Raw genomic sequence first — 20,337 nt, 5'->3', positions numbered from 1 at the left:
GCCCCTGACATGACTGAGACGCGAATCGAACGACACCACTACGACGTCGTCGTGATCGGGGCCGGCGGCGCCGGCCTGCGCGCGGCGATCGAAGCCCGGCTGGCCGGCAAGAAGACGGCGATCATCTCGAAGTCGCTGTTCGGCAAGGCGCACACGGTGATGGCCGAGGGCGGCGCGGCGGCCGCCATGGGCAACGTGAACTCCCGGGACAACTGGCAGGTGCACTTCCGGGACACCATGCGCGGCGGCAAGTTCCTCAACAACTTCCGGATGGCCGAGCTGCACGCGAAGGAGTCGCCGCAGCGGATCTGGGAGCTGGAGACGTACGGGGCGCTCTTCGACCGCACCAAGGACGGGAAGATCTCCCAGCGCAACTTCGGCGGCCACGAGTACCCGCGGCTGGCGCACGTCGGCGACCGGACCGGCCTGGAGCTGATCCGCACCCTCCAGCAGAAGATCGTCTCGCTCCAGCAGGAGGACAAGCGGGACCTCGGCGACTACGAGGCCCGGATCCGGGTCTTCTCCGAGACCACCATCACGGAGCTGCTGCTCGACGGAGACCGCGTCGCCGGCGCGTTCGGCTACTACCGCGAGTCCGGCGAGTTCGTCCTCTTCGAGGCCCCGGCCGTGGTCCTCGCGACGGGCGGCGTCGGCCGCTCCTACAAGGTCACCTCGAACTCCTGGGAGTACACCGGGGACGGTCACGCCCTCGCGCTGCGTGCCGGGGCGACCCTCATCAACATGGAGTTCCTCCAGTTCCACCCGACCGGCATGGTCTGGCCGCCCTCGGTGAAGGGCATCCTGGTCACCGAGTCGGTTCGCGGCGACGGCGGGGTGCTGAAGAACTCCGAGGGCAAGCGGTTCATGTTCGACTACGTCCCCGACGTGTTCCGCAAGCAGTACGCGGACAACGAGGCCGAGGCGGACCGCTGGTACAAGGACCCGGACAACAACCGGCGCCCGCCGGAGCTGCTCCCCCGCGACGAGGTCGCCCGCGCCATCAACAGCGAGGTCAAGGCCGGTCGGGGTACGCCGGCCGGCGGCGTCTACCTGGACATCGCCTCCCGGCTGCCGGCCGAGGAGATCCGCCGGCGGCTGCCCTCGATGTACCACCAGTTCAAGGAGCTGGCCGACGTCGACATCACCAAGGAGCCGATGGAGGTCGGCCCGACCTGCCACTACGTGATGGGCGGCGTCGAGGTGGACCCGGACTCCGGCGCGGCGTACGGCACGGTGCGCGGGCTCTTCGCCGCCGGTGAGGTCTCCGGCGGCATGCACGGCTCCAACCGGCTCGGCGGCAACTCGCTGTCCGACCTGCTGGTCTTCGGCAAGCGCGCGGGCGGCCACGCCGCCTCGTACGCCGACCAGCTCACCGCGCGCCCGGCGGTGTCGGTGCGGGCGGTGGAGGCCGCGGTGGAGACGGCGCTGGCCCCGCTCCAGCGGGACACCGGCGAGAGCCCGTACGCCCTCCAGCAGGACCTCCAGGCGGTGATGGGGGATCTCGTCGGCATCATCCGGCGGGAGGGCGAGCTGGTCGACGCGCTCGCCCGGCTGGCCGAGCTGCGCGAGCGGGTGGCCAAGGTGAGCGCGGCCGGCGGGCGGCGCTACAACCCAGGCTGGCACCTCGCCCTGGACCTGCGCAACATGCTGGTGGTCTCGGAGTGCACCGCGAAGGCCGCGCTGGAGCGGCAGGAGTCGCGCGGCGGGCACACCCGGGAGGACTACCCGGCCATGGACCCGAAGTGGCGGCGGGTCAACCTGGTCTGCTCGCTGGACGGCGACGCGGTCCGGCTGGCCCAGAAGCCGCTGCCGAAGATGCGCACGGAGCTGATTTCCCTGTTCGACCGGGCCGAGCTGGCCAAGTACCTGACCGACGCGGAACTCGCCGAGTTCGACGCCCTCACCGAGGAGGCGGGCAACTGATGGGAACCAAGAGGCCGTTCCGCATCTGGCGGGGTGACGAGAACGGTGGCGACCTGCGCGACTACACCGTCGAGGTGAACGAGGGCGAGGTCGTCCTCGACGTGATCCACCGGCTCCAGGCCACCGACGCGCCGGACCTGGCGTGCCGGTGGAACTGCAAGGCCGGCAAGTGCGGCTCCTGCTCCATGGAGATCAACGGCAAGCCCCGGCTGAGCTGCATGACCCGGATGTCGACGTTCGAGGAGGGCGAGACCGTCACGGTCACGCCGCTGCGCACCTTCCCGGTCATCCGGGACCTGGTCACCGACGTCTCGTTCAACTACGAGAAGGCACGGGAGACCCCGGCGTTCGCGCCGCCGGCCGACGTGGCGCCGGGCGACTACCGGATGCAGCAGGTGGACGTCGAGCGCTCGCAGGAGTTCCGCAAGTGCATCGAGTGCTTCCTCTGCCAGAACGTCTGCCACGTGATCCGGGACCACGAGGAGAACAAGCAGGCGTTCTCCGGGCCGCGGTTCTTCATCCGGGCCGCCGAGCTGGACATGCACCCGCTCGACGCGAAGACCGACCGCAAGGAGTACGCGCAGTCCGAGATGGGGCTCGGCTTCTGCAACATCACCAAGTGCTGCACGGAGGTCTGCCCCGAGCACATCAAGATCACTGACAACGGGATCATCCCCATGAAGGAGCGGGTCGTCGACCGCAGGTACGATCCCCTTGTGTGGCTTGGTAGCAAGATCTTCCGGAGGGGTCAGGTGCCTCAGACCAGCGTGACCAGCGGGCATTCGAGTGGCGCCGTGACCGCCAGCGCCGCCCACGGCGGGGTGCACTCGCACGCCGGCGGCTCGCACGACGCGCGGGCCGAGCAGCAGGCGCAGCAGGGCGTCAACTGGCACCGCGAGGTGCCGCACCCGACCGCCCCCGCGGTCGACGTCAACGGCAAGCTGCCGCTGACCGAACTGACCTTCGACCGGGCCGCCGCGCCGTCGCCGTTCGGCGACGACGTGACCTTCCCGCTGCCGGCGGAGCACCTGAACTTCGCCCACCCGCAGCAGGACGAGCCGAAGCACTGAGCAGCACGCCGACAACGATGACGGGGGCCGCGGCACATGCCGCCCGGCCCCCGTCCCGTTTCCGCCCGAGCGTCCGCTTCCGGCGCTCAGGCGCCGGCGAGCAGCGGGCGCAGGGCGGCGACGATCGGCACGTCGGCCGGCAGCCAGGGGACGGTGTCGAGTTCGGTGGCGGGAAGCCAGCGCAGCTCGGAGTGCTCCAGGGCCTTGGGCTCGTCACCGTGGAGCAGGCGGGCCAGGTACACCCGCAGGACGGAACGGCCGTGGGCCATCCGCACGTCGCGGCCGAGCCGGGCGCCGATCTCCACCCGGACGCCGAGTTCCTCGGCGCACTCGCGGACCAGCGCGTCGGTCTCGATCTCTCCCGGCTCCACCTTGCCGCCGGGGAACTCCCAGCGACCGGCCACCTCGGGTGGCGCGGAGCGCGCGCAGGCGAGGACCCTGCCGTCCATGATGATCGCCGCACCGACGACCACTCTCGGCTCCCGTCGGTCCTGCCCGTTCCCGCTAACCCGTTCGGTCCGCACGGGCGTCCAGCGTGCCAGATCAATCGGCGGTTTGGGTAGCTGAGTCGACCGTCAGGTCAGCAGAACACGGAAGTGTGGGCGTGGACACACCATCTGTGCGACGACAGACTAGAGGGCGTCGACTGGGACACGGGATGGCGACGATTTGGCCACAAGCCGGCAACGACGCCTGGGAGGTGCGGTGATGCGCGTGCTGTTCAACGGCCGGGCGAAGCACGACTACCTCAGCGACGCGCTCGCCCTGCTGTCCGGTTGGACCCGCGAGGGCGAGCAGATCCGACGCACGCTCGTCCTGGACGACACCCAGCACGCCGCGCTCACCGAGCGGGTGGCGGTGGTGGCCGACGCGCTGCGCCTGCGCCCGGAGATCAGCCGCCGGGCCGACCGCACCCACATCAAGGTGGGCCACGGGGACGGTGAGCCGCTCACCGAGGGTGAGGTGCTGCTGGCCGCCCGCATCGAGGACGCGGTCCGCGCGGTAACCGCTTCCTGAGTATTTATTGACAGGTAGCTAAAAGTTTCCGGTTAGCAAGTATTCCGTTGGGTAGTAGTTCGGCACCGGGCCTGAGTGCCCACTGAGGACGAACTTACGCAGTACCCAATCGAGGAGCTGACCATGACGACGCCCACCGCGGCCACGAACCGGGCCACCGACCACACTCACGCGGGTCACGTCGACCGCGAGGTCCGGCCCCTGCACCGGCACGGCGAGGAGACCAAGCCCGCCTGGAAGACCACGGAGCTGGCCGTCTACGTGCTCTCTGTCATCGGCGTCCTGATCGCCTCGAACGCCGTCGGTGACGGCGCCGCGAACAACGGTGGCGACTACTTCGCCGCCGACAAGGCCTGGTGGTACATCACCCTGCTGACCGTCGGTTACCTGATCAGCCGCGGCCTGGCCAAGGCCGGCAGCCGCAGCCGCGACCACGACCCGCGCGTCGACCACTGACCCACGCCTCCGGCAGCCCCGTCCCCACGAGGACGGGGCTGCCGTCGTTCAGCCGGGCCCCGGCCGACTGGCGGGCCCCGCCTACCGTCGGGGACATGGCCGATCCGACGTACGACCGCAGGGAACAGTTCCAGCAGATCCAGAGCGGGCTCCTGCCCGGCGAGCAGATCATCGCCGTCTACGACGCGATCGGCACGGGCACCGGGTTCATCGGCCTGACCGACCGCCGGGTCATCATCCAGGACCGCTCCTTCGTGGGGAAGCGCTACGCCATCACCAGCATCCCGTATGCGAAGATCACCAGCGTGAGCGTGGTCAGCAACAAGTCGTGGGGCGGCTCGTTCTTCTCCACCGGGGCGATCGCCGTCCACGTCGGCACGCACACCTACGAGGTGGAGTTCCGGGGCGCGCAGAAGGCCCACCACGTGCACAACGTCATCCTCCACCACATCTCCTGACGTGCCGGTGGACCTGCCGGCGGCGCTCTACGACGCGGACAACGCGTGGGGGCGCGACGACGACTTCTTCCTCCGCTTCGTCGGGGCGGCGCCGAGCCGCGTCCTCGACCTCGGCTGCGGCACCGGCCGGCTCACCCTGGCCCTGGCCGCCGCCGGTCACCGGGTCACCGGCGTCGACCCGGAGCCGGGCTCGCTCGCCGCGGCCCGGGCCAAGCCCGGCGGCGACCGGGTCACCTGGATCTGCGGCACCGCCGCGGACCTGCCCGACGCGGCGTACGACGTGGCCGTGCTGACCAGCCACGTGGCGCAGGAGATCCGGGACGACGGGGCGTGGGCGGACACCCTCCGGCACCTGCGCCGAGCCCTGGTCGACGGCGGCCGGCTGGCGTTCGACTCACGCGATCCGGCCGCGCGACGCTGGGAACGCTGGAACCCCACCGACTCCCGCCGCCGGCTCACCCTGCCCGACGGTACGACCGTGGACGGTTGGACCGAGTTGACCGAGGTGCGCGACGGCCTGGTCTGCTTCCTGCACCACTACCTGCTGCCCGACGGCACGGAGGTGCGCAGCCCCGGCACGCTGCGCTTCCGCACCGAGACGGAACTGCGGGCCGCCCTGGCCGGGGCCGGTTTCACCGTCGACCGGGTGCTCGGCGGCTGGGCCGGGGAGCCGGCCGGCGCGAGCGACGACGGAGAGCTGATCGTGCTCGCCCGCGCGTCGCGGTGACCCGGGCAGCGAGGACGGGTCAGCGCCGGTAGGCCAACCGGAAGTCGAGCGCCCAGTCCGTACCGTCGGCGGACCGCTCCCAGCGGGCGTCGATCGCGGCGCCGTCCTCGCGCAGTGTTCCGGTGAACCGCTGGTGGAAGCCGGGCGCCTCCCGCCACATCCGCCAGAGACCGTCGGCGAACGTCATCCGGTAGACCCGGTGCACGCCGCGGGCGTCGGCGTAGAGCACGCTGAACTCCTCCCCCGCGTCGTCCAGGCCGATCAGCTGGGTGGTGGGGAGCGGGTTGTTCTCCCGCCAGGCCCGCGGCGCCGTCTCCGGCACCGGCTCGGCGTCGCTGAACTGGCGGAGGAACCGGCCGTCCTCCACCCAGGCGAACTCCGTCCAGCCGACGCCGAGGCCCTCGACCTCGGGCTGCACGCTCCACCGGCCGACGAGCACGTCGAGCCGCGCGAGCGCGGGATGCCGCTTCCCCATCCTCTTCCTCCTCCTGCCGCTGGGAACCCGGTGCTCGCTGCCGCCTGACAGAATCACGCGCATGCGGGGGCTGTTCGCAAGGGTCAGGGCGTGGCGCACCAGCCGCAGACCGACCGTACGCCGGATCCGCCGTGCCCTGATGGTGGTCGTCGCCGGCGCGGCGCTGCTGGCCGCCGGCACCGCGGCCAGCGTGGTGTGGGTCCGCGGCGGCGCCGAGGGACACCTCTTCACCGAGGCCGACGTTCCGGAGGCCCCGGTCGCCCTGGTCCTGGGCACCAAGGTGGAGGCCGACGGCACCCCGTCGCCGTTCCTCGCCGCCCGGCTGGAGATCGCCCAGCGGCTCTTCGCCGACGGCAAGGTCCGGGTCATCCTGGTCTCCGGCGACCACATGAACGACGACTACGACGAGCCCGACGCGATGCGGCGCTGGCTGGTCGACCGGGGCGTGCCGGCGGAGAAGGTGGTGCTGGACCACGCCGGCTTCGACACCTACGACTCCTGCGCACGGGCCCGGCGAATCTTCGGGGTGGAACGGGCCACCGTGGTGACCCAGTCGTTCCACCTGCCCCGCGCCGTGGCGCTCTGCCGGCACCTCGGCGTGGCGGCCAACGGCGTGGGCGACGACACCGCCCGCCGGTACGCCGACCGGTGGCGGATCAGCGCCACCCGGGAGTACGGCGCCTGCGCGAAGGCCGCGGTGGACGTGCTCTCCGGTCGCGATCCCGTCCATCTGGGCCGCCGGGAAACCGGAGTGGACGACGCCCTGCGCGCGGGGTGACGTCCGGCGGCCCGCTGGCGGTAGGGTCGCGGCGTGGTGAAGCTGGCCGAGGAGACGTTGGTGGCGGTCGGCCGGATGACCGTCGCGGCGACCGAGCTGGAGCACGTGCTGTCCCGGATCGGCGCGGGTGACGCGGACGCCGACGAGATCTTCGCGCGAGCCGGGGCGCCGCTGCTCGCGGCCCGCGAGGCGGCGCGGTCCGCCGGGCCGGCGTTCCGCGACGAGTACGCCAACCTCGTCGAGGGGGCGGCCACCCAACTGGCCGTGGGCCAGGCCGCGCTGCGCGCGGTGTGGCGCGGCGGCCGCACCGACCCGGCACTGTTCGACGAGATCACCGTGCGCCTGCTGCGCTGCCGGGATGCCCTGCACGAGCGGATCGGCGTCCCGACCGAGGGCTGACAACGGTCTTCCCGTGTGAAGCGACGGCTCGGGCGCCGGGCTATCGTCGCCGGATGCCCGAGCTGATCGCGCCCACCGTCCGGCTGCACATCGCCTGGCTGGCGGCGCACCACGAGTGGGGCCCCGGCCGCCACGAGGACGGGTTCGGGCTGCGTCCCGCCGACGAGGTGGTCTCCCCCGCCGGCTTCGCCGCCTGGGTGGCCCGGATGGCCGACGAGGCGGACCGGGAGCCGGATCCGGGCGGGGTGCGGTGCACGTACCGGTGGATCGTCGAGGGCGACCGGGTGCTCGGCGGGATCGCGTTGCGGCACGAACTCGACGACTTCCTGCTGCGGGTCGGCGGCCACATCGGCTACGGCATCCGGCCGTCGGCGCGGCGGCGGGGCCTGGCCACCTGGGCGCTCGGCCGGATGCTGGACGAGGCACGCGGGCTCGGCCTGGACCGGGTGCTGGTCACCTGCGCCGAAGGGAACGTCGCCTCGGCGCGGACCATCGAGCGCCAGGGCGGCGTCCTCGAGGACATCCGGGACACCGAACTGGGCCGGGCCCGGCGCTACTGGATCACGCTCTAGGCGCCGTCGCCGCGCTCCGGCTACGCCCCGCGGGCCTCCAGCGCGGCCAGGTCACGCTCCGCGTAGAGCCGGTGCTGCCACTCCTCGTTGAGGACGATCAGCAGGCACTCCCGCACCGGATAGCTGCGCGGCTCCGGCCAGCCGGGGCCCTCCACCGGCTCGGTGTGGCCGGCCAGCGACTCGTCGGTCAGGCCCTCGATGACCTGGCGCACGGTGGACATCCGGTCGTGGCGCAGCGCGAGCACCGCGTCGAGGGAGGGTCGGGCGTCCCGGTCCCGCGGCACACCGGGAGTGTCCGGCATCTCGTCCCAGGGAAGGTCCAGAGGGCCCCACGGCGACGGGTCGCCGAGGATCGCCCGCCTCACCCACGAGTCGGTGGCGAAGACCAGGTGCCGCAGCGTCTCGATGAACGACCACTCACCGTCGACCGACTCGTGCAGCAGCTCGGGTCGCAGCCGGCCGGCCCGTTCGACGGTCTCGCCCCAGAGCCGCTCGACAATGTCCCACGCCGCGCGGAAGCCGGCCGGGTCAGTCGGGCGCATCCTGGCCCGGTCCGGGTATCGCCGGTCCAGCTCCGCCTCGACCAGCGGCCCGACGTCGACGCCGTTGATCGTCAGGTTCTCGATCTCGCCGTGGATGTCCACGCCGACCAGCTCGACGCCGCGCATGGTGACCCCGCTCAGGTCGACCCCACGGAACCGGGCGCCGGACAGGTCGACGGTGCGGAGCTGGGCGCCGCTGAGGTCGACGCGCTCGAACCGGGAGCCGCGCAGATCGGCGGCGGTGAATTCAGCCACGCGAGCAGGCTAACCACGGCCCCCGACACTCCGCACCGGCAACTCCTCCTGCCCCCGGCGGTCTGCCGAGCTCGCCGAGAGGAACGGCCGGAGCGAACTCGTACAGTTCCGTGATGGGCAATCGGGGTTTCGGCAACGAGGAGCTGGTGACCGCACGGCTGTCACTGCGCCGCCCCACTCCCGCCGACATCGACCTGATCTACGACGTCCACAGTGACCCGCGAGCCTGCGCCCACAACCCGGCCGACATGCTGAGCACCCGCGACGAGGCGGAAGACCGCTACCAGCGGTGGGATGGGCACTGGCAGCGCCACGGCTTCGGGTACTGGGTCGTCCATGCCGATCGCCGGCGCCTCGGCTTCTGCGGCATCAAGGTCATGGCGTTGCGGCGCCGCGAGGTTCTCAACCTGTTCTACCGCCTCGATCCGTCCGCCTGGGGCAATGGGATAGCCACCGAAGCGGCCACCGCCGTCGTGGGATGGGCCACCGCCCATCGTCCCGACCACCCGGTGATCGCCCGAGTCCGCCCCGAGAACACCGGCTCCCAGCGGGTCGCCGTGCGAGCCGGCCTACGTCGCGCTGAACACCTCGACAGCCCCGGAGAGGACGGCCTCGACTGGATCTTCACGTCGCACTGGCCCTGACGGCCCGCAGCACCTGGCGACGGGGCTGGAGGAGCGCACCAACCGGCCGAGGAGGCATACCGCGCCAACCGCGAGGGCACCCTTCTGACCTGCGAGAGTGGGCAATCAGTAGCTTGCCTAGCCGACCGCGGGGCTGAAGCCCTTCGCCCTCACCAGCGCCTCCGCCTCGGCCAGAAGCTGGTCGGTGTCCGCGTCGCTCCACGACAGGACATCGTGCACCGCCACGAGGGTGGCGCACTTCAACTCGATCACCGTCTTGGCGCCCAGATCATCGATGTGAGTCTCCTCGCCGAGCGCCCGCCGGATCAACGCCTCCATCGCGAGTACGTCGATGGTCGGCCCGAAACCCACCCGGACGTCCGCGACGAACGAGGCGATCTCCCGGAGATCGGTACCCGGCGCGAACCGACGCCGCACCGCGAGCTCGAACGCGGCATCGATGACCGGCATCGAGTCGACCGAACCGCCAGGCTCGTGCATCTTCAGTCGAGCCCGCTCGCGCTCCTCCGGTAGGCGCAGCGCCAGCCCGCGCAGGATCTGGCCCATCAGGGTGACCGGCCCGGAATGCGATTCGCGCGGCGACAGCGCGGCGACAGTTGGGCGACGCTTCCTACCTGCCTTCACCGCCACCCCGCCTCCAACGCCAGTGCATCCCGTCTACATCCGTCCGCGGCACCGTCGACCACTCGGCCGCCAGCGACCCGAACAATCCGATCTGCCTGCCGGTGAGGATCACGTCCTCCGCCGACCTCAGCAGCCCGACGACCTCATCGTCGTCCAGTCCCAGATCGTCCGCCAGCGCGAAGAACAGCGCGTACCGAATGTTGCCCAGCACCTCGCTGGCCATCGACTCGGCAAGGTGCTCCTCGCCGAGGGAGACGCGAATCGCCGCCTCCGCCTCACGCGGCGGCACTCGCGCCTCCTCGGGAACGGCGGCGTTGAACTCTCGGACGAACCTGGTGACGTCGCGCAGCTCCACCCCGCCACCGAAACGCCGGAGCACGGCGAGATGGAACGCGGCCTGCATGACATCGAGCCCGTACTTCTCCCGCTCCAGCTCCGTGGAGAGCCGCCGCCACCGCTCCTCGTCGCCCCGGAACTCCGCCAGCAGCATCCGCGCCTCCGGCGTCCGCAACCCGGGCTCGGCACCCGACGACCGTTCCCCATCGACTACGACGTTCACGTCCCCTCCCCCGCAACTTGCTGATCACGCGGCCTACCGTGATCGTGAGCGCGAGCAGACTGCCGCTGCCCGGCCGGCAGGCCCGGAGGAGGTTCAAGGTCAGGAGACATGCGGCCAATCCTGGCAGTTCTGATTGCTTCAGGGTGCGAACAGAGAGCGTTGCCTGACGCGGCGCTAGGCCGGCTTGGGCCTGCGTCTCGGCGAGCTGCTCGCGCTGCGCGTCCAGGACGTCGACTTCGCCTCGCGCCTGGTGCGGATCAAGTGGCAGTTCGCGCCGCCGTTCAAGGTGGGGACTGACCCCAGGACGCCCCGCTCGCGCCGGACCATGCCGCTGCCCCAGGTCGTCGCTGACGCGCTCCGCGGGCGGAGTTTCCGCCTGCTGATGACGGCACCTTGTTCACGACCCGCTTCGCCGACCCCTACCGGCACGACTACTACGGCACACTCATCTTCGGTGCGGCCGTCCGGAAGGCCGGCCTACCGGAGAGCATCACCACCCGCGCCCTACGCCCCCACTACGCCTCGGTCCTGCTGATGCAGGGTGAATCGGTCATCGTGGTCGCCGAGCGGTTGGGGCACGATAACGCGAACCTGGTCCTGTCGACGTACGGTCACCTGATGCCGGACTCGGAGGAGCGCACCCGCCGTGCCGTCGACGACGCGTGGGGTTGTGCCCCCGGTGTGCCCCAGAGCTAGGGCACCTGCGAGAACGAGCCCGATCTCAGACGTTGAAGCGGAACTCCACCACGTCGCCGTCCTGCATGACGTACTCCTTGCCCTCGATCCGGACCTTGCCGGCGGCCTTCGCCGCCGCCATCGATCCGGCCTCGACCAGGTCGTGGTAGGAGACCACCTCGGCCTTGATGAAGCCGCGCTGGAAGTCGCTGTGGATGACCCCGGCGGCCTCCGGCGCGGTCGCGCCGACCGGGACGGTCCAGGCCCGCGCCTCCTTGGGGCCGGCCGTCAGGTACGTCTGGAGCCCGAGCGTGCGGAAGCCGACCCGGACGAGCTGGTCGAGCCCCGGCTCGGACTGCCCGATCGACTCCAGCAGCTCGCGGGCCTCCTCCTCGGGCAGGTCCACCAGCTCTGACTCGATCTTGGCGTCCATGAAGACCGCCTCGGCGGGGGCCACCAGGCCGCGCAGCTCGTCGAGGAACTCGGCGTTGCCCAGCTCGGCCTCGTCGACGTTGAACACGTAGAGGAACGGCTTGGTGGTGAGCAGGTGCAGCTCGCGCAGGTGCTCCAGCTCGATCTTGGCGGCGGCGCCGCCCGCGTACAGGGTGGTGCCGCCGTCGAGGACCTCGACGGCCTTCTTGGCGGCCTCGACGGCGGCGGCCCGGTCCTTGCGGAGCTTGGCCTCCTTCTCCAGCCGGGGCAGCGCCTTCTCCAGGGTCTGGATGTCGGCCAGGATCAGCTCGGTGTTGATCGTCTCGATGTCGTCGGCCGGGGAGACCTTGCCGTCGACGTGCACCACGTTCGGGTCGGAGAACGCCCGCACCACCTGGCAGATCGCCGAGGCGTCGCGGATGTTGGCCAGGAACGCGTTGCCCCGGCCCTGCCCCTTGGAGGCGCCCCGGACCAGCCCGGCGATGTCGACGAAGGAGACCGGCGCGGGCAGCACCTTCTGCGAGGAGAAGATCTCGGCGAGCTTGGCCAACCGCTCGTCGGGGAGCCCGACCACGCCGACGTTCGGCTCGATCGTGGCGAACGGGTAGTTCGCGGCGAGCACGTCGTTCTTGGTCAGCGCGTTGAACAGGGTGCTCTTGCCCACGTTGGGCAGGCCGACGATGCCGATGGTGAGACTCACGACGAGCCAGCTTACGCGCTTCACCGCCGGCACCGGGCAGGCAGGTCCGCCCGAGCCGGAAAAGGGACGGCGGTCACCGCCTGCCGGTGCGCCCCCGGTCAGGCGGGCAGCAGGCGCGGCTCGATCCGGGTCTCCCGCACGGTGCCGTCCTCGGCGCGGGTCAGCTCGTACGCGGCCACCCCCTCCCGGTCGGCGACCGCCTCGGCCAGCCGGGTGCCGCGGTAGACCAGCCCGACGCCGTCGTCGGTGCAGTGGCTGGTCGGCAGCGTGCCGTCGGCGACCAGCCGGTGCATGAGCGGCCGGCGCTGGTCCTCGCTGTCGTAGTGCACGCCGTTGCCGTACGGGAGCCAGCCCAGCCCCTCGGTGAACGGCCGCAGGGTCGGGCCGTAGCTGTCGGTGGCGCCGCCCACGTGCCAGCAGATCGACCCGGCGGAGACCCCGCCGAGCACCACGCCGGCCTGCCAGCACTCGCGCAGGATGTCCGGCAGGCCGTGCACCCGCCACACCGCGCAGAGGTTGGCCACGCTGCCGCCGCCGACCCAGATGATGTCCTGGGCGAGCAGGTGGGCGCGGATGTCCTCGACGTTGGGCATCGGGTACAGCGCCAGGTGGGACGGCCGGAACCGGGTGCCGGCGAAGGCGCCGTAGAAGACGGTGAACGAGGTGGGCTGGTCACCGACCGCCTGGTTGAGGTAGCAGACGCGGGGCGCGTCGCCGGCCTGCGCCAGGTCGGCCATCAGGTCGAAGAGCTGGCTGGGCCGGGCGTCCCAGGGGCCGCGGTGCCGGCTGAAGAAGCCCATGCTGGTGGCGACGATGGTCGGTTCGGTGGCGGGCATGGCCGTCCTTCCGGTCGGTGACGATGGAGATCATCCTGCCCCATCCGGCGGCTCCGCCTCGGCGGCGGCGAGCAGGTCGCGCAGCAGGTCGGCCAGCCGGTCCCGGTCGGCCGGGGGCAGCGCGTCGAGGATCCGCCGCTGCACCTCCAGCCCGGCCTCGGCCGACTCCTCGGCCACCCGGCGGCCGGCGTCGGTGAGGCTGACCCGCAGCGCCCGCCGGTCGGCCGGGTCGGGCGCGCGCCGGACCAGACCGGCCCGCTCCAGCCGGTCGAGCCGGCCGGTCATCCCGCCGGAGGTGAGCATCAGCGAGGCGGCGAGCGCCTTCGGCGCGAGGGTGTACGGCTCGCCGGAGCGGCGCAGCGCGGCGAGCACGTCGAACTCGCCCCGGCCGATGCCCCAGCCGGCGTACACCCGCTCCTGGCGGTCGCCCACCAGCCGGGCCAGCCGGTAGATGCGGCCGAAGACGGCCATCGGCTCGGGCCGCATGCCGGCCCGCTCCCGGCGCCACTGCTCGACGATCAGATCCACGTCGTCCGTTGCCACGGCTGTCGATTGTGCCGCACCTCGCACTTCCCCTTTTACTCGGGAGTGATTATCTTAGGGCTAAGCTACTTAGCATCGAGGAAAGCAGGTCGTCATGGCCCGTCGCGGGACGGACATCGCGCTCACCGCCCTCGCCCCCGCCACCTGGGGCACCACCTACCTGGTCACCGCCGAGCTGCTGCCCGCCGACCGGCCGCTCTGGTCCGGCACGATCCGCGCCCTGCCGGCCGGCCTGCTGCTGCTCGCGCTGACCCGTCGACGGCCGCACGGCGTCTGGTGGGGGCGGGCCGCCCTGCTCGGCGCGCTCAACATCGGCGCGTTCTTCCCGCTGCTCTTCGTCGCCGCGTACCGGCTGCCCGGCGGCACCGCGGCCGTCCTCGGGGCCGCCCAGCCGCTGCTGGTCGCCGCGCTCACCGTCGCCCTGCTCCGCGACCGGCCCGGCCGGCCGGCGCTGCTCGCCGCCCTCGCCGCCCCGGCCGGGGTCGGCCTCGTGGTGCTGCGGCCGGGTGCCGGCCTCGACCCGCTCGGCGTCGCCGCCGGCCTGGCCGGCACCGCGTCGATGGCCGCCGGGCTGGTGCTCACCCGCCGCTGGGGTCGGCCGCCCGGGGTGGGCACCCTCGCCGCCACCAGCTGGCAGCTCGTCGCCGGTGGCCTGCTGATCGTGCCGGTCGCCGCCGCCGTCGAGGGCGCGCCGCCCGCGCCGGACGGGCCGGCCCTGCTCGGGTACGCCTGGCTCGGGCTGGTCGGCACCGCGCTGGCCTACGCGCTCTGGTTCCGGGGCGCGGCCCGACTGCCGGTGACCCGGGTGTCGGTGCTCGGCGCGCTCAGCCCGCTGACCGCCGCGACCCTCGGCTGGCTCGTGCTGGGGCAGGCGCTCAGCCCGACCCAGCTCGCCGGCTTCGCGGTGGCGGTCGCCGCCATGGTGCTCGGCCAGCTCCCGGACCGGACCGCGCCCGGCGGGCGGGTCCGTCAGCCGGCGCGCGGCCGGTGGGTCGGTCAGCCGGCGCCGGGCCAGTGGGTTGGTCAGCCGGCGCGCAGCCGGCGCCAGGCGTCGGGTGCAGCGTCGGCGGCCACGCCCTCGGGCAGGGCGCCGGGCGGCAGTTCCGCCGCCGCGGCGAGCGGCAGGGTGAACCGGTGCGCGGCGGACGGCGCGGCCGCGGCGGACTGGTCGAGCAGCCAGCGCACCTCGTCGACCGTCCACCCCAGCCCGGCCCGGCCGGCGAGCTCCCGGACCAGCCGGAGGCCGACCCGGGTGTCGTCGTCGTAGAAGCGCATGCACCAGTGGTGCGCCCACATGCCGAGCGCGCGCAGCCCGTCCGCGTCGAGCGAGCCGACCAGCCGGCCGCAGGCGGTGTCGGCGAAGGCGCGCCCCGGGTCGTCGGCCCGGTCCCGTTCGATCGCCCCGTAGGCGGCCGGCGCCACCACCCGCATCCGGTCGTAGAAGCCCTGCATCACCGCACCGTCCAGTCGTGTCCGCCCCGATCGCATCAGCGGACACCCCGCCCGGCCACGCTCGCCATGCCCCGCACCCTTTTCTTGAGTTGGTGGCGGGACCGTACCGGCCACTACCGACACTTTCTGCGGCGGAATCCTTGCCACGCCAGGGATAGCTAGCCTGAGCTGGGGCGTCTGTATCTGTGACGACAACGAGCGGGAGGGTGGGTGGACGAGGACGACCGGGCCCGACTGGCGGACTTCGTGACCAGCCGCACGCCGGCGCTGATGCGGGTGGCGTACCTGCTCACCGGCGACCGGCACGCGGCCGAGGACCTGTTCCAGTCGGCGCTGGCCAGAACCATCCCGCGATGGCGGGCGCTGCGGCACGCCGACCCGGAGGGCTACCTGCGCACGGTCATGTACCGGGAGCAGGTGAGCTGGTGGCGGCGGCTCGGGCGGCGCCGGGAGACGGCGCTCACCGGGGCCGACGAGGCGGTCCAGCCGGACCCCAGCGGTGGCACCGACGTACGGCTGGCGATGCGGGCGGCGCTGCGGCTGCTGCCGCCGGCCCAGCGCACGGTGCTGGTCCTGCGCTACTACGAGGACCTCACCGAGACCCAGGTCGCCGAGGCGCTGGGCTGCACGGTCGGCACGGTACGCAGCCGGACCCACCGGGCGGTGAGCCGGCTGCGCCAACTGCTGCCGGACGTCGAACTCCTGGAGGTACGGCGGTGACCACGCCCTTCGAGGACCTCATCCGCGCCACCCTCTCCGACCTGGCCGAGGAGGCACCCAGAGTGCAGGACCAGTTGACCCCGGCGGAACGCCGGTTCCGGAACCGCCGGCGCACCACGGTGACGCTCGGCGCGGCGGGCGTGGTGGCCGCCGTGCTGATCGGCGCGCCGATCGCGCTGGCGGCCGGCGGTGGGGAAGCACCACGCCCGGCCGCCCCGTCGGCGCCCCCGACCCCCGCGGACACCACCGCGCCACCGTCCCCCGCCGGACCCACGGCGGTGCCGTCGCCGACCGACCTGCCCACCGCCGTGCCGAGCCCGCCCGGCGACCCGACGGCCCCCTCCCCCAGCGCCTCGCCGCCGGGCCTGCCCGACGGCCCCCTGCCCAGCCCCAGCCGGCCGGGCGCCCCCTCCCCGGTCCCCTCCCCCAGCGGCGACCCGGGCGAGCCCGAGCCCTTGCCCACCCCCTACCCGACCCCCCGCGACTGACCCGCCTCACCCCGCCCGCCCGGCCGCCGGGCGGGCGGGGTGAGCGGTCGCGCACGGCCGCGTCCGAATCCCGCCAGCCGAGGGCTCGACCTGCGAGGCAGGATCGGTGTCATGGAACTCGACTTCGAGCGGTGCTACCGGGCCGTCGACAGCCGCGACCAGCGGTTCGACGGCTGGTTCTACACCGGCGTGACGTCGACCGGGATCTACTGCCGGCCGTCCTGCCCGGCGACGACGCCGAAGCGGCAGAACGTCCGGTTCTTCCCGTCGGCCGCCGCCGCGCAGGGGGCCGGCCTGCGGGCCTGCCGCCGGTGCCGCCCCGACGCCGCCCCGGGCTCCCCGCAGTGGGACGTCCGGGCCGACGTGGTCGGACGGGCGATGCGACTGATCGCCGACGGCGTGGTGGACCGGGACGGCGTACCGGGGCTGGCGGCGCGGCTCGGCTACACCGAGCGGCACCTGCACCGGATGCTCCGGGCCGAGCTGGGCGCGGGGCCGCTGGCGCTGGCTCGGGCGCAGCGGGCGCAGACCGCCCGGATCCTCATCGAGACCACCGGGCTCGGCCTGGCCGAGGTGGCGTTCGCCGCCGGGTTCGGCAGCGTCCGGCAGTTCAACGACACCGTCCGCGAGGTGTACGGGGCCACCCCGTCCGAGCTGCGGGTCAGCCGGGGCGGGCGGCGGGCGGTCGGCGGGGCGGGCACGATCACGCTGCGGCTGGCGTACCGGCCGCCGTTGCACGCGGGAGCGCTGCTGGACTTCCTGGCGCTGCGCGCGCTGCCCGGCGTCGAGGAGGTGCGCGACGGGGCGTACCACCGGGGGTTGCGGTTGCCGCACGGGCCCGGCACGGTGTCGCTGACGCCGGCCGACGGGCACGTGGCCGCCACCCTGCGCCTGGCCGACATGCGCGACCTGGCCCCGGCGGTGGCCCGCTGCCGCCGCCTGCTCGACCTGGACGCCGACCCGGTCGCGGTCGACGCCACGCTGGCGGCGGACCCCACCCTGGCGCCCGCGGTGGAGGCCGAACCCGGCGTCCGCCTCCCGCACGCCGTGGACGGCTTCGAGATGGCCGTCCGCGCGATAACGACCCAGCAGATCTCCCTCCGCTCGGCCAGAACCACCCTGACCCACCTCCTGGCGGCCACCACCACCCCGCCCGTCGATCATGAGGTTGACGGCGAAGTCGATCTCCAGAACGGCGGTCAACCTCATGATCGACCGTGGGGGTTGCGGGCGTTCCCGACCGCGGAGGAGGTGCTCTCCGTGGGCGACACGGCGTTCCGGATGCCGGGGGCGCGGCGGGAGACGATCCGGGCGGTGGCCCGGGCCGTGGCCGACGGCTCGCTGGACCTGGCTCCCGGCGGGGACCGGGAGGAGGCGGTGCGGCGGCTGACCGCGCTGCCCGGCGTCGGGCCGTGGACCGCGGGCTACGTGGCCATGCGCGCGCTCGGCGACCCCGACGTCCTCCTCCCCACCGACCTGGGCGTACGCCGGGGCGCCGCCGCGCTCGGCCTGCCCGACGACCCGAAGACCCTGAACGCGTACGCGGACCGCTGGCGCCCCTGGCGGTCGTACGCGGTGATCCGACTCTGGAGAGCGGCATGACCACACTGGACAGCACCGTCATCGACACCCCCGCCGGCCCGCTGAGCGTGCTGGCCGGACCCGACGGGGCGGTACGCGCGGCCGGCTTCACCGCCGACCCGGCGATCCTCGTGCCCCTGGTCCACCCCGGGCTGCGCGGCGCGCTGCGCGAGCGGGCCGACCTGGGCCCGGTGACCGCCGCCGTGCGCGCCTACCTGGCCGGGGACCTGACCGCGATCGACACGGTCCCGGTCGAGCAGCAGACCGGCGGCGCCTTCATGGGGCACGCCTGGCAGGTGCTGCGCGACGTCAAGCCGGGTGACCCCGTGACGTACACCGGTTTCGCCGCGCTGGCCGGGCGGCCGGCCGCGGTCCGCGCCGCCGCGGCGGCCTGCGCCCGCAACGCCGCCGCGCTCTTCGTGCCCTGCCACCGGGTGCTGCGCACCGACGGCACGCTCGGCGGCTACCGCTGGGGGCTGGACGTGAAGAAGTGGCTTCTCGGGCATGAGGGACGGGTGACGGCTAGCTGACAGCCTTACTGTCGCCCCCTGCCGCTACCGTCGGGTAGTGCCTGCGCAGAGCGACGGCAACCCCGCGGCGTGTCACGACGCCCGTCCCCACCCGCTGCGCAACCTCTGGCGACTGCGTCCCTACCTTCGCCCGTACGCGCCGGAGTTCGCCTGGCTGCTGCTCGCCGCGCTGGCCGCCACGGCGGCGAGCCTGGCCGTACCCCTCGTGGTGCAGCGGGTGGTGGACGGGCCGGTGGCCCGGCACGACGTGGGCGGGCTGCTCCGGCTCGGCGCCCTCGCCCTGCTGCTCGGCCTGGCCGAGGCGGTGCTGATCTTCATCCGGCGGTGGACCCAGTCCCGCTCCTCGGTCGGCATGGAGGCGGCCATCCGGGCCGACATCTACGCCCACCTGCAACGCCTACCGGCCGGCTTCCACGACCGGTGGCAGTCCGGCCAACTGCTCTCCCGCATCACCAGCGACCTCTCGGTGATCCGCCGGTTCCTCTCCTTCGGCCTGCTGTTCCTGGTGCTCAACCTCATCACCTACGCCGCCGTGGTGGTGCTGCTGATCCGGCTGCACCCCTGGCTCGGCCTGCTGGTGGCGGCCAGCGCCGTCCCGCTGTTCCTGATCAGCCGGCGGTTCGCCCGGCACTACCACGCGGCGTCACGCCGGATGCAGGACCAGCAGGGCGACGTGGCCACGCTGGTCGAGGAGACCGCGCAGGGGCTGCGCACCATGCGGGCGTACGGGCGGGGGCCGGAACTGGCCGCCCGCTTCGCCACGGGCGCCCGCCGGCTGCACGACACCGGGATCGACAAGGCCCGGTTGCTGGCCCGCACCTCCGCGCTGTTCGACCTGGTGCCCAACCTGACCCTCGGGGTGGTGCTGGTGGCCGGCGCCGCCGCGGTGGCCGGGGGCGGGCTCACCATCGGCGAGCTGGTCGCCTTCGTCAGCCTCCAGCTCATGCTGATCTGGCCGGTGCAGTCGCTCGGCTGGATCATCGCGAACGGGCAGGAGGCGGCGACCGCCGCCGACCGGATCCAGGAGGTGCTGGACACCCCGCCGACCATCGTGGACGCTCCGCACGCCCGCGCCCTGGACCGGGCCGAGGTGCGCGGCCGGCTCCGCTTCGAGCGGGTGAGCTTCCGCTACCCCGCCAGCCCGGCGCCGGTGCTGCGCGAGGTGGAGCTGACCGTCGAGCCGGGCGAGACGCTGGCCCTGGTCGGGGCGACCGGCTGCGGCAAGAGCACCCTGCTGTCCCTGGTCCCCCGGCTGCACGAGGTGACCGGCGGCCGGATCACCCTGGACGGGCACGACCTGCGCGACCTGCGGCTCGGCTCGCTGCGCCGGCTGGTCGGGGTGGCCTTCGAGGAACCGACCCTGTTCTCCATGTCGGTCTGGGAGAACCTGACGCTGGGCCGGCCGGACGCCGGCGAGGAGGAGGTCCGGGCCGCGCTCGCGCTGGCCCAGGCGGAGTTCGCGTACGACCTGCCGTGGGGGCTGGCCACCCGGGTCGGTGAGCAGGGGCTCACCCTCTCCGGCGGGCAGCGGCAGCGGCTGGCGCTGGCCCGCGCGGTGCTCGGCCGGCCCGCGCTGCTCGTGCTCGACGACCCGCTCTCCGCGCTGGACGTGCACACCGAGGCGCTGGTCGAGGCGGCCCTGCGCCGGGTGCTGCGGGACACCACCGCGCTGCTGGTGGTGCACCGGCCGTCCACGGTGGCGCTCGCCGACCGGGTGGCGCTGCTCGACGGCGGCCGGATCGTCGCCGTCGGCACCCATTCCGAACTGCTGGCCGGGGTGCCGGCCTACCGGGCGGTGCTCTCCGCCGCGCCGGAGCGGTGGGCGGACGGCGTCGGCCTGGTGCGGTCGTGAGCGATGCCGCCCCCCGGGTGCCCCGGCAG

General features: G+C 73.3%; 25 protein-coding genes and 1 pseudogene. 17 read left to right on the top strand and 9 right to left on the bottom strand.

The annotated features are described in order from the left end of the window. Positions 1-9: 9 nt before the first annotated feature. Positions 10-1,923: a fumarate reductase/succinate dehydrogenase flavoprotein subunit gene (locus IEY96_RS15810; RefSeq protein WP_189195557.1), complete on the top strand. Its 1,914-nt coding sequence runs from the start codon at positions 10-12 to the stop codon at positions 1,921-1,923. After that, positions 1,923-2,993 (top strand): succinate dehydrogenase/fumarate reductase iron-sulfur subunit, encoded by a 1,071-nt coding sequence (locus tag IEY96_RS15805; RefSeq protein WP_189195556.1) that lies wholly within the window; start codon positions 1,923-1,925, stop codon positions 2,991-2,993. The genes IEY96_RS15810 and IEY96_RS15805 overlap by 1 nt, the downstream gene beginning before the upstream one ends. 86 nt (positions 2,994-3,079) lie before the next feature. On the opposite strand, the gene IEY96_RS15800 is transcribed toward IEY96_RS15805, so the two are convergent. Continuing rightward, on the bottom strand, positions 3,080-3,517 hold the full coding sequence (locus IEY96_RS15800; RefSeq protein WP_189195555.1) for a (deoxy)nucleoside triphosphate pyrophosphohydrolase: 438 nt from the start codon (positions 3,515-3,517) through the stop codon (positions 3,080-3,082). Positions 3,518-3,701: 184 nt separating this feature from the next. Here IEY96_RS15800 and IEY96_RS15795 point away from each other — a divergent pair, with 184 nt between their 5' ends. The 4 genes from IEY96_RS15795 to IEY96_RS15780 all read left to right on the top strand — a co-directional run bounded on the left by IEY96_RS15795 (position 3,702) and on the right by IEY96_RS15780 (position 5,651). Further along, positions 3,702-4,010 carry a 4a-hydroxytetrahydrobiopterin dehydratase gene (locus tag IEY96_RS15795; RefSeq protein ID WP_189195554.1) on the top strand — a complete coding sequence of 103 codons (309 nt, stop codon included), beginning with the start codon at positions 3,702-3,704 and terminating at the stop codon, positions 4,008-4,010. Positions 4,011-4,133: 123 nt separating this feature from the next. Then, positions 4,134-4,466 (top strand): hypothetical protein, encoded by a 333-nt coding sequence (locus tag IEY96_RS15790; protein WP_189195553.1) that lies wholly within the window; start codon positions 4,134-4,136, stop codon positions 4,464-4,466. 95 nt (positions 4,467-4,561) lie between these two features. Then, a complete protein-coding gene (locus IEY96_RS15785) occupies positions 4,562-4,924 on the top strand; it encodes a PH domain-containing protein (protein WP_091318309.1) in 363 nt (120 codons plus the stop codon). A 1-nt stretch (position 4,925) separates the two neighbouring features. Further along, positions 4,926-5,651 (top strand): class I SAM-dependent methyltransferase, encoded by a 726-nt coding sequence (locus IEY96_RS15780; protein ID WP_189195552.1) that lies wholly within the window; start codon positions 4,926-4,928, stop codon positions 5,649-5,651. 19 nt (positions 5,652-5,670) lie between these two features. Here IEY96_RS15780 and IEY96_RS15775 read toward each other — a convergent pair whose 3' ends face one another. After that, entirely contained in the window at positions 5,671-6,126 is a 456-nt protein-coding gene (locus IEY96_RS15775) for a hypothetical protein (RefSeq protein WP_189195551.1), read from the bottom strand. Positions 6,127-6,187: 61 nt separating this feature from the next. Between IEY96_RS15775 and IEY96_RS15770 the strand changes: the two genes are divergently transcribed. The 3 genes from IEY96_RS15770 to IEY96_RS15760 are packed head-to-tail and all read left to right on the top strand — an operon-like array spanning position 6,188 to position 7,875. Further along, positions 6,188-6,904 (top strand): SanA/YdcF family protein, encoded by a 717-nt coding sequence (locus IEY96_RS15770; RefSeq protein ID WP_189195550.1) that lies wholly within the window; start codon positions 6,188-6,190, stop codon positions 6,902-6,904. 33 nt (positions 6,905-6,937) lie between these two features. Continuing rightward, positions 6,938-7,303, top strand: a complete 366-nt coding sequence (locus IEY96_RS15765) for a hypothetical protein (protein ID WP_189195549.1) — start codon at positions 6,938-6,940, stop codon at positions 7,301-7,303. A 53-nt stretch (positions 7,304-7,356) separates the two neighbouring features. Next, positions 7,357-7,875 carry a GNAT family N-acetyltransferase gene (locus IEY96_RS15760; protein ID WP_189195548.1) on the top strand — a complete coding sequence of 173 codons (519 nt, stop codon included), beginning with the start codon at positions 7,357-7,359 and terminating at the stop codon, positions 7,873-7,875. 20 nt (positions 7,876-7,895) lie between these two features. Here IEY96_RS15760 and IEY96_RS15755 read toward each other — a convergent pair whose 3' ends face one another. Further along, the gene (locus tag IEY96_RS15755) at positions 7,896-8,672 is read right to left on the bottom strand and encodes a DinB family protein (RefSeq protein ID WP_189195547.1); all 777 of its coding nucleotides are present in this window, start codon (positions 8,670-8,672) and stop codon (positions 7,896-7,898) included. 113 nt (positions 8,673-8,785) lie between these two features. On the opposite strand from IEY96_RS15755, the gene IEY96_RS15750 reads away from it, so the two are divergent. After that, a complete protein-coding gene (locus IEY96_RS15750; protein ID WP_189195546.1) occupies positions 8,786-9,316 on the top strand; it encodes a GNAT family N-acetyltransferase in 531 nt (176 codons plus the stop codon). Positions 9,317-9,433: 117 nt separating this feature from the next. Here the strand turns inward: IEY96_RS15750 and IEY96_RS15745 are convergent, their stop codons facing one another. Further along, on the bottom strand, positions 9,434-9,946 hold the full coding sequence (locus IEY96_RS15745) for a hypothetical protein (RefSeq protein WP_189195545.1): 513 nt from the start codon (positions 9,944-9,946) through the stop codon (positions 9,434-9,436). Beyond that, on the bottom strand, positions 9,927-10,499 hold the full coding sequence (locus IEY96_RS15740; protein WP_189195544.1) for a hypothetical protein: 573 nt from the start codon (positions 10,497-10,499) through the stop codon (positions 9,927-9,929). The genes IEY96_RS15745 and IEY96_RS15740 overlap by 20 nt, the downstream gene beginning before the upstream one ends. 393 nt (positions 10,500-10,892) lie before the next feature. Between IEY96_RS15740 and IEY96_RS15735 the strand changes: the two genes are divergently transcribed. After that, entirely contained in the window at positions 10,893-11,195 is a 303-nt protein-coding gene (locus tag IEY96_RS15735; RefSeq protein ID WP_189195543.1) for a site-specific integrase, read from the top strand. A gap of 25 nt (positions 11,196-11,220) precedes the next feature. Here the strand turns inward: IEY96_RS15735 and ychF are convergent, their stop codons facing one another. The 3 genes from ychF to IEY96_RS15720 all read right to left on the bottom strand — a co-directional run bounded on the left by ychF (position 11,221) and on the right by IEY96_RS15720 (position 13,685). Next, positions 11,221-12,306, bottom strand: a complete 1,086-nt coding sequence (gene ychF / locus IEY96_RS15730) for a redox-regulated ATPase YchF (protein ID WP_189195542.1) — start codon at positions 12,304-12,306, stop codon at positions 11,221-11,223. A 98-nt stretch (positions 12,307-12,404) separates the two neighbouring features. Continuing rightward, entirely contained in the window at positions 12,405-13,142 is a 738-nt protein-coding gene (locus IEY96_RS15725) for a Type 1 glutamine amidotransferase-like domain-containing protein (RefSeq protein ID WP_189195541.1), read from the bottom strand. Positions 13,143-13,172: 30 nt separating this feature from the next. Next, positions 13,173-13,685, bottom strand: coding sequence for a MarR family winged helix-turn-helix transcriptional regulator (locus IEY96_RS15720; protein ID WP_189195540.1), 513 nt, complete (start codon positions 13,683-13,685; stop codon positions 13,173-13,175). Between the two features lie 94 nt (positions 13,686-13,779). On the opposite strand from IEY96_RS15720, the pseudogene IEY96_RS15715 reads away from it, so the two are divergent. After that, positions 13,780-14,553: pseudogene (locus IEY96_RS15715) on the top strand (EamA family transporter); the annotation flags it as partial. Between the two features lie 155 nt (positions 14,554-14,708). Here the strand turns inward: IEY96_RS15715 and IEY96_RS32665 are convergent. After that, a complete protein-coding gene (locus tag IEY96_RS32665) occupies positions 14,709-15,173 on the bottom strand; it encodes a hypothetical protein (protein ID WP_229791612.1) in 465 nt (154 codons plus the stop codon). Between the two features lie 174 nt (positions 15,174-15,347). Between IEY96_RS32665 and IEY96_RS15710 the strand changes: the two genes are divergently transcribed. From IEY96_RS15710 to IEY96_RS15690, 5 genes are all read left to right on the top strand, one after another. Beyond that, a complete protein-coding gene (locus IEY96_RS15710; RefSeq protein WP_189195538.1) occupies positions 15,348-15,857 on the top strand; it encodes a SigE family RNA polymerase sigma factor in 510 nt (169 codons plus the stop codon). After that, positions 15,854-16,345, top strand: a complete 492-nt coding sequence (locus IEY96_RS15705) for a hypothetical protein (protein ID WP_189195537.1) — start codon at positions 15,854-15,856, stop codon at positions 16,343-16,345. Before IEY96_RS15710 ends, IEY96_RS15705 begins: the two co-directional genes overlap by 4 nt. Before the next feature lie 111 nt (positions 16,346-16,456). Then, complete coding sequence (locus IEY96_RS15700) at positions 16,457-17,947, top strand: DNA-3-methyladenine glycosylase 2 family protein (protein ID WP_189195536.1); 1,491 nt, start codon at positions 16,457-16,459, stop codon at positions 17,945-17,947. Then, positions 17,944-18,456 carry a methylated-DNA--[protein]-cysteine S-methyltransferase gene (locus tag IEY96_RS15695; RefSeq protein WP_189195535.1) on the top strand — a complete coding sequence of 171 codons (513 nt, stop codon included), beginning with the start codon at positions 17,944-17,946 and terminating at the stop codon, positions 18,454-18,456. The genes IEY96_RS15700 and IEY96_RS15695 overlap by 4 nt, the downstream gene beginning before the upstream one ends. 37 nt (positions 18,457-18,493) lie before the next feature. Then, the gene (locus IEY96_RS15690) at positions 18,494-20,308 is read left to right on the top strand and encodes an ABC transporter ATP-binding protein (protein ID WP_189195534.1); all 1,815 of its coding nucleotides are present in this window, start codon (positions 18,494-18,496) and stop codon (positions 20,306-20,308) included. Positions 20,309-20,337 lie beyond the last annotated feature (29 nt).

The sequence above is a fragment of the Micromonospora fulviviridis genome, from assembly GCF_014648395.1.
Lineage (GTDB): Bacteria > Actinomycetota > Actinomycetes > Mycobacteriales > Micromonosporaceae > Micromonospora > Micromonospora fulviviridis.
The sequence above is the reverse complement of the archived record's forward strand: the minus strand, read 5'-3'. Positions and strand labels throughout refer to the sequence as shown.